At 71.7% G+C, this 2,414-nt stretch carries 2 protein-coding genes; both read left to right on the top strand.

Going from position 1 to position 2,414, the window contains the following annotated elements; genetic code table 11:
- Positions 1 to 1,218, top strand: a 1,218-nt coding sequence (locus tag FNH08_RS48840; RefSeq protein ID WP_152778351.1) for a cytochrome P450, incomplete at its 5' end; no start/stop codon positions are given.
- Positions 1,215 to 2,414, top strand: a 1,200-nt coding sequence (locus FNH08_RS48835; RefSeq protein ID WP_152778350.1) for a cytochrome P450 family protein, incomplete at its 3' end; no start/stop codon positions are given. The genes FNH08_RS48840 and FNH08_RS48835, both read left to right, overlap by 4 nt.

The following is a 2,414-nucleotide window of genomic DNA, read 5'->3' as shown; positions in this document are numbered from 1 at the left end:
CCCCTCGGCACCCCCCGCCTCCAGAGCGAACCGGAGGTCCTGTACCGGGAGTTGCGCCGTGAATACGGTGCCGTGGCGCCCGTCGTGCTCGACGGGGGCGTACCGGCGTGGCTGGTGCTCGGGTACCGCGAGCTGCACCAGGTGACCGCCGATCCGGTGCTGTACAGCCGCGACTCCGACCTGTGGAACCAGTGGCCGGACATCCCCGACGACTGGCCGCTGCTGCCGATGATCGGCCGCAAGCAGCCCTCGATCCTCTACACGGTCGGCGAACGCCACCGCGAGCGCGCCGCGATGCTCAGCAACGCGCTCGAAGCCGTCGACCCCTTCCAACTCCGCGCCCTCGCCGAGCGGTTGGCCGACGAACTGATCGACGCGGTGTGCCACAGGGGCGAGGCGGACCTGGTCGCGGGCTACGCGATGCTGCTGCCGGTACGGGTGCTGGCGGCGCTCTTCGGCTTCGCGGAGGAGCAGGGCCCGGGGCTGGTCGGCGCCCTGAACGACATGATCGACGGCCGGGAGCGCGCCCTCGCGGGGCAGGCTCATCTCGCCTCGTCCATGGCCCGGTTGGTGGCTGACCGGAGAGCGGCCCCGATGGACGACGTGGTGTCGCGGATGCTGGCGCGGGCCTCGGGCCCCGGAGAGGCGTTCACGGACGAGGAGATCCTCCAGGACCTCATGGTCATGACGGCGGCCGGGCACCAGCCCACCGCCGACTGGATCGGCAACTCGCTGCGGCTGATGCTGACGGACGAGCGTTTCGCGGCCTCCCTCTTCGGCGGCCGCAACAGCGTGGCCGAGGCCATGAACGAGGTCCTGTGGGAGGACACCCCCACCCAGAACGTGGCCGGCCGCTGGGCGTCCCGCGACACCCGCCTCGGCGACCGCCGCATCCGCGCGGGCGACCTGCTGCTGCTCGGCCTGCAGGGCGCCAACTCCGACCCCCGGGTCCGTACCGACGGCTCCGCCCTGACCGGGGGCAACAACGCGCACTTCTCGTTCGGGCACGGGGAGCACCGGTGCCCGTTCCCGGCGCAGGAGGTGGCGGAGGTCATCGCCCGGACCGGGATCGAGGTCGTCCTGGACCGCCTGCCGGACATCGACCTGGCCGTACCCGCCGAGTCCCTGACCCGCCGCCCGTCACCGTGGCTGCGCGGTCTGACGGAGCTGCCGGTGACGTTCACGCCCACTCCTGCCGTTGGAGGCACGCGCGCATGACGACCGACACCGAGACCGACATCGAGACCGACACCGACCCCGAACAGACCCGTATCGTGCTCGACCCCTTCGTCTCCGATCTGGAGGGGGAGAGCGCCGCGCTGCGTGCGGCCGGACCGCTGGCGGCCGTGGAACTTCCGGGCGGTGTCCCCGTGTGGGCGGTGACCCACCACGCGGAGGCGCGGCAACTGCTCACCGATCCCCGGCTGGTGAAGGACATCAACGTCTGGGGCGCCTGGCAGCGCGGCGAGATCGCGCCGGACTGGCCGCTGATCGGGCTCGCGAACCCGGGCCGTTCCATGCTGACGGTGGACGGCGCGGACCACCGCCGGCTCCGCGCCCTGGTCGCGCAGGCGCTGACGCCGCGGCGGGTGGAGGGGATGCGCGAGAAGATCTCGAAGCTGACGGAGGACCTGCTCGACGGGCTGCCCACGGACGGGTCGGTGGTCGACCTGAAGGCGGAGTTCGCCTATCCGCTCCCGATGTACGTCGTGGCGGACCTCATGGGCCTCGACAGGTCCCGGCTTCCCCGGATGAAGGTGCTGTTCGACAAGTTCTTCTCGACGCAGACTCCGCCGGAGGAGGTCATCGCGACGCTCACCGAGCTGGCGCAGATCATGGCGGAGACGGTGCCGGCGAAGCGGGCGGAGCCGGGGGACGACCTGACCTCCGCGCTGGTCCAGGCATCCGACAACGGTGACCACCTCACCGACGAGGAGATCGTCTCCACGCTGCAGCTGATGGTGGCGGCGGGCCATGAGACGACGATCTCGCTCATCGTCAACGCGGTGGTCAACCTGTCCACGCATCCGGAGCAGCGCGCGTTGGTCCTTTCGGGTGAGGCCGACTGGTCCGCGGTGATCGAGGAGACCCTGCGGTACTCGACGCCGACGTCGCACGTCCTGATCCGCTTCGCGACGGAGGACGTGCCCGTCGGGGACCGGGTGCTTCCGGCGGGGGAGGCGTTGATCGTCTCGTACGGGGCGATCGGGCGGGACGAGGCGGCCCACGGGCCGTCGGCCGGAACCTTCGACATCACGCGCCCCACTGCGGGCCGGCACATCTCCTTCGGATACGGGCCGCATGTGTGCCCGGGCGCGGCCCTGTCCCGCCTGGAGGCGGGCGTGGCCCTCCCGGCCCTGTACGCCCGCTTCCCGTCCCTGGACCTGGCCGTCCCGACGGGTGAGCTCCGCAAC

It is taken from the genome of Streptomyces spongiae, assembly GCF_009377185.1.
Lineage (GTDB): Bacteria > Actinomycetota > Actinomycetes > Streptomycetales > Streptomycetaceae > Streptomyces > Streptomyces spongiae.
This window is presented reverse-complemented; position numbering and strand designations above follow the sequence as displayed.